The 5,732-nt window shown below is 73.4% G+C and carries 4 protein-coding genes and 1 pseudogene; 1 reads left to right on the plus strand and 4 read right to left on the minus strand.

Going from position 1 to position 5,732, the window contains the following annotated elements:
- Positions 1 to 78: 78 nt before the first annotated feature.
- The 4 genes from ACFU7Y_RS38690 to ACFU7Y_RS38705 all read right to left on the minus strand — a co-directional run bounded on the left by ACFU7Y_RS38690 (position 79) and on the right by ACFU7Y_RS38705 (position 4,846).
- Entirely contained in the window at positions 79 to 1,485 is a 1,407-nt protein-coding gene (locus ACFU7Y_RS38690) for a family 2B encapsulin nanocompartment shell protein (RefSeq protein WP_380771167.1), read from the minus strand.
- Between the two features lie 568 nt (positions 1,486 to 2,053).
- The gene (locus ACFU7Y_RS38695; RefSeq protein WP_224285343.1) at positions 2,054 to 2,569 is read right to left on the minus strand and encodes a hypothetical protein; all 516 of its coding nucleotides are present in this window, start codon (positions 2,567 to 2,569) and stop codon (positions 2,054 to 2,056) included.
- Positions 2,570 to 2,738: 169 nt separating this feature from the next.
- Entirely contained in the window at positions 2,739 to 4,193 is a 1,455-nt protein-coding gene (locus tag ACFU7Y_RS38700) for a PLP-dependent aminotransferase family protein (RefSeq protein ID WP_380771169.1), read from the minus strand.
- Between the two features lie 59 nt (positions 4,194 to 4,252).
- Positions 4,253 to 4,846: a universal stress protein gene (locus ACFU7Y_RS38705; RefSeq protein ID WP_380771171.1), complete on the minus strand. Its 594-nt coding sequence runs from the start codon at positions 4,844 to 4,846 to the stop codon at positions 4,253 to 4,255.
- Between the two features lie 487 nt (positions 4,847 to 5,333).
- Here ACFU7Y_RS38705 and ACFU7Y_RS38710 point away from each other — a divergent pair.
- Positions 5,334 to 5,726, plus strand: a pseudogene (locus ACFU7Y_RS38710) (transglycosylase family protein); the annotation flags it as partial.
- Between the last annotated feature and the right edge of the window lie 6 nt (positions 5,727 to 5,732).

Raw genomic sequence — 5,732 nt, forward strand, 5'->3', positions numbered from 1 at the left:
CAGGGGCGGGCCGCCCGCCATCAGATCAAACGCTCTTCGAGCCGACCGGTCACGGCCCGCGCTCGCCGTTCTGCGCGTTCAGCTGCGGCGGTGCGCGATCTCCACGTTCTCCAGCACGCCGACCGCGTCCGGCACCAGGATGGCGGCCGAGTAGTAGGCGCTGACCAGGTACGAGATGATCGCCTTCTCGTCGATGCCCATGAAGCGGACCGACAGCGACGGCTGGTACTCGTCCGGGATGCCGGTCTGGTGCAGACCGATGACACCCTGGTTGTCCTCACCGGTACGGATCACGAGGATCGAGCTCGTGTTGTCCTTGGTGATCGGGATCTTGTTGCACGGCAGGATCGGTACCCCGCGCCAGGCCGGCACCTGCTGCCCGCCGAGGTCGACGTGGGTGGGGTACAGCCCGCGGGCGTTGAACTCCCGGCCGATGGCGGCGATGGTCCGCGGGTGGGCGAGCAGGTAGTCGGGGTCACGGCGGCGGCTGAGCAGCTCGTCCAGGTCGTCCGGGGTGGGCGGGCCGGACTGGGTCTGGATGCGCTGGTCGAAGTCGGCGTTGTTGAGCAGGCCGAACTCCGGGTTGTTGACGATCTCGTGCTCCTGGCGCTCGCGCAGGGCCTCGATCGTCAGCCGCAGCTGGTGCTCGGTCTGGTTCATCGGCTGGTTGTACAGGTCCGCGACGCGGGTGTGGACCTTCAGGACGGTCTGCGCGACGCTCAGCTCGTACTCGCGGGGCTTGAGCTCGTAGTCCACGAAGGCGCCGGGCAGCTCGTACTCGCCGTGGTGGCCGGCGGACATGGCGATCTCGGCCTCACCGCGCTCGTTCTGCGCCTGGAGCGGCAGGGCCAGGAAGGCCTGGAGGTGCTCCTGCAGGCTGGGCGCGTTGTCCCGGATGGCGGCGAAGTCCGCCCGGGTCAGCGTCAGGGCCACACCGGCGGTGGCGGTCTTGGCGGTGAACTCCCAGGTGGCGTCCGGGTTCAGCAGCGCGTCCTCGCCGAAGCGGTCGCCGTCGCCGGCCACACCGACCACGGTCTCGTCGCCGTACTTTCCGGTGCCGATCTTGTTGATCTTGCCGTGCGCGATCAGGAAGATCTTGTCGGCGGCCTCGCCCTGGGTGGTGAGCACCTCGCCGGGGCCGAAGTCCTGCTGCCGGCAGCGGTCGGCCAGAGCGGTGAGGACGTCATCGTCCTCGTAGCCGCGCAGCAGGGCCAGCTCGCCCAGCTCGGCCGGGATCACCCGGACCTGGGAACCGGTCTTGATGAACTCCACCACGCCGTTGCCGACCGCGTAGGTGAGCCGGCGGTTGACGCGGTAGGCGCCACCGGCCGCCTGGACCCAGGGAAGCACCTTGAGCAGCCAGCGGGAGGTGATCTCCTGCATCTGCGGTGCGGACTTGGTCGTGGTGGCAAGGTTCCGGGCAGCAGCCGTCGCAAGACTCTGCTGCTTGGCCTGCGCTGCCTCCGGGCTCGTGTCCACGGTCATCGGCAGGGCTCTCCATTCCTGTGATCGGGTCACGCGTCCAGGGCCGTACCAGCCTGCCCTGACGAACGCATGCCATGACGAATCATCAGATCCGCTTATGGGTGGGGGCGTTGGCGAATTTCGCGAAGTGCGACCACCGTCTCCCGGCGGCCCATCCGGAACCCTAGATCACCAGGACCCGGCCGAGCCCGAACGGAGGCCGACTACCCCCCGATAGGGTGAATCTCGCCCGGTCCGCCCCCGCAGCCCCACAAACTCCGGGAACATCCGTTCGCCCCTCCGGGCCCCGTGCCGCCCTCGGTTTCCCCACCCCCGGCCAGGGCCCTGCCGGGCGGCCCGGAGGCCGTCGCCCGCGTCAACCCGGCGCGCCGTCCCGGCGCCGCGGACACCCGCGCGGCCCAGCGGCCGGGCTCCGGCGACCGGCCGCGGAAGCACGAACGGCCCGTCAGGTGCCGGCACGGGGGAAGCCGGCACCTGACGGGTGAACGGGGGGTGCGCAGTGGGGGTCTGCGCCGGGGAGGACGGCGCGCCTGCGGCCTCCGCCGACGGCACCGGCGGTGCCGACGGGTCAGGCGCAGGCGACCTGGGTGCCGGGGATGCCGACGATGCCCGAGTTGTTGGACTCGCCGCCCCGGTACTCGTAGTACAGGTAGGAGTAGAAGTCGATCCGGGTGTCGGGGCCGCAGGCCGAATCGGGGGCGATGGTGTACGTCACCGTGAAGGCGCTGCCGGCACCGGGGGCGAGTGGCACGTCGTAGCGGGCGATGCCGCCGTGGACGTTGTCACTGCACCCGTTGGTCTGGGTGCCGCAGGCGGTCGCGGTGAACTTGAGACCGGTCTCCAGGCTGGTGCCGTAGGTCTCCTGGACGCTCTGGTAGACGAACTGGATCGGGGTGTCGTACGGGTTGGTGAGCGTCAACGTGAGCGTGAACTCGCCGCCCCGGACGGTCGTCTGCTTGTCGGAGACGGCCGTCAGGGGCAGTCGGCTGTCGGCCCGGGCGGCGGGGGCGGCGGAGAGGAGCAGACCGACGACGAGGGCCGGACACGCGGCGAGCGCGGCGCGGCTCAGATGTGTTCTGCGCATGACCATGGAGCGTAGGCGCCGCCTCCGCCGGGGTTGTGCGCCTCGGCCCCGGTCCGTACCGACGCAGGAGCGGCGAGCGGACACCGCGCACCCGCCGCTCGCGTTCCGCCCCCGCGCCCCCGCCCGGGGGCCTATGCTTCGCCGCCCTCCCGGCGTCCCGGATCCGTCCTCACGCACACGGCGGCAGGATGTCGCAGAGCGCGTCGAGCGCCGCCGGGTAGGCGTGGTCCGGCGGCGTGGCGTAGCCGACCACCAGGCCGTCGACGGCGGGCATCGCCTCCTCGCCGATCGCCGGGTGCCGGTAGTCGGCGAGTCCGTCGACGGCCAGGCCCCGGTACGCGGCGGCCTTGAGCACCGAGCGCTCGGTGCCCGGCTCCAGGCGCAGCACCGCGTGCAGCCCGGCCGCGATGCCGGACACCTCGACGTGCGGGGCGCGGGCGGCGAGCGCGGCCACCAGCTGGTCGCGGCGGTCCCGGTAGCGGCGGCGCATCCGGCGCACGTGCCGGTCGTAGCCGCCGGAGTCGATGAACTCGGCGAGGGTCAGCTGGTCCAGGGCGCTGGCCCAGCCCTCGCGTTCGCCCTTGGCGGCGAGCGCCCGGTCCACCAGGTGGTCGGGCAGCACCATCCAGCCGAGCCGCAGCGCGGGGGTCAGGCTCTTGCTGGTGCTGCCGAGGTAGACCACCCGTTCGGGATCGAGCCCCTGGACGGCGCCGACCGGCTGGCGGTCGTAGCGGAACTCCCCGTCGTAGTCGTCCTCCAGGACCAGCCCGCCGCGCCCGCGTGCCCAGTCGACCACGGCGGCGCGGCGGCCCGGATGCAGCGGGCCCCCGGTGGGGAACTGGTGGGCGGGGGTGAGCAGGGCCGTCCGGACGTCCGGGCGCTGCGCCAACTCGCCGGTCCGGGCGCCCCGTTCGTCGATCGGCAGCGGGACGGTGGTGACGCCCGCGGCGGCCAGCAGCCCACGGTGGAAGCCCAGCCCGTACGCCTCGACGGCCAGCGGGCCGTGCTCGGCGGGCGGCAGGACGGGCGTGGCGCCGTCGAAGAGCAACCGCAGCGCGTGGGCGAAGCCGGAGCAGACCACGATCCGGTCGGGGTCGGTGCGCACCCCCCGGGCGCGCGCGAGGTAGTCGGCGAGGACGGTGCGCAGTTCGCGCCGGCCCTGGGGATCGCCGGGCCCGAAGGCCTCGTTGGGGGCGGCGACGAGCGCCCGGCGGGCGGCGGCGAGCCAGGCGCTGCGCGGGAAGGAGGCGGCATCGGGCTGGCCCTGGCGCAGGTCGTGGCCGGGACCGGGGCGGCGGGAGGGCCTGCGGGCCCGGGCGCGCGGGACGGGTTCGGCACGTTCGGCGACGGTGGTGCCGGAGCCCTGACGGGCGGTCAGCCAGCCCTCGGCGACGAGTTCGGCGTAGGCCTCGGCGGCGGTGTTGCGGGCCAGGCCGAGGTCGGCGGCGAGGGCGCGGTAGGGCGGCAGCCGGGTGCCGGGGGCCAGTCTGCCGCTGCGGATCGCCTCGCGCAGGGCCGCCATCAGTGCGGCGCGGCGTCCGCCGCCGGCGGGGAGGTCGAGGTGCAGGTCGTTGCCGGTCGGGTGGGCGGGCTCGGAGGGGTGCGTGCCCCGCGTGTCCGTCATGGTCACGCACCCTACCGGCCGCCGCCCCGGCCCCTTTCGGGCGGCCGCCCGGCCGCGGGCTACGGGACGACGGTGACCGGCCAGCGGCCGGCCTTCACCAGCCGGACCGCCACCGAACCGATCACCTTGTGCCCGGCCTGTTCGGAGACGCCGACCACCACGGCGTCGGCCCGCAGCTCGTCCGCGAGCTTGGCGAGGCCGGTGTACGGGTCGCCGCGCATGGTCAGGAAGCGCCACTCCACCTTCCACACCTCACGCACCCGCTGCTCGGCCTCGCGCAGCGCGGTCAGCAGTTCCTCGGCGATCTCCTGGGTGGTCTCCTCCACCGCGGCCCCGGCCAGGGCGGTCGCGGCGCCGAGGATCGGCTGGATGTACGCCACCGCGAGGACGGCGCCCTGCCGGCGGGCCAGTCCGGCGGCGTAGGCGGTGGCGCGCCAGGAGGAGTCGGAGCCGTCCAGACCGGCCAGGACCACCTTGGGGCCGTCGGTGCCCAGCTCGAAGCCCGTGGGCGCGGCCGCGGCCTCGTGCTCCTCGGCACCGATCGGCACCCCCGCCTCGGCAGTCCCTTCTCTACCGGCGGCCGCCGCCCCACCCGTACCGGCGGCCGCCTCTCCCGCGTCCGCCGTGTCCGCTGCATCGCTGTCGTTGCTCATGGGGCCGAGGCTATGCCCGCCACCGGGAGTGGGGGCAGGGGGCACTCCGGGTGAGGGATGTGGCGCGGGCCACCCGGGCCGGCGGCCGGGGCGGCGGAATCGGCACCGGCGACCGGGGTTCCGTCACGCGCTGTCGACCGTGTGGGCGGCCTCACAGCGGTTCGGGAGCGGGTTCGGCGTGGCGCGGGCCACTTCCGGGGCCGTTTTGATCTTGGAAAATGGGGGCAAATCGCTCGAAATCGCCGCATCTCCTTGATCCTTACGCCCGGTAACGGCCCTCTGACGTGCCTAAACCTTCGAATCCTTGTAACCGCCACGACCACACCCGTAACTTCGAACTCGTTGCACCGAGCGATCCGCTCCGGCCGGGCCCCGACTGCCCCCGAGCAGGACGGTGCAGAACCACGCGAGTGGCTTGTCCCCGAAACCGACGGCCTTCCGAGGGCCTGGTTCCGCGCGCTCGCAGACCCCTCCGAAAGGAACCCCCATGACCTTCCGTAACGAGACTGCCGCTGCCACCGCCACTGCCACCCCGAAGCGCCGCAACCGCGTCCGGATGGCTCTGATGGCCGGGGCGATCACCGCCCTGCCGGTGGCCGGCCTCGTCACGGCCACCGGTGCCTCCGCCGCGCCGGCTTCGGTCTGGGACAAGGTCGCCGCCTGCGAGGCGACCGGCAACTGGGCCGTCAACTCCGGCAACGGCTTCTACGGCGGCCTCCAGTTCACCTCCAGCACCTGGGCCGCGTTCGGTGGCACCGCCTACGCCCCGCAGGCCCACCAGGTCACCAAGGCGCAGCAGATCGCCGTCGGCGAGAAGGTCCTCGCCGCCCAGGGCCCCGGCGCCTGGCCGGTCTGCTCCGTCAAGGCCGGTCTGAGCAAGTAGGAC

The sequence above is a fragment of the Kitasatospora sp. NPDC057542 genome (assembly GCF_042801945.1).
Taxonomy (GTDB): Bacteria; Actinomycetota; Actinomycetes; order Streptomycetales; family Streptomycetaceae; genus Kitasatospora.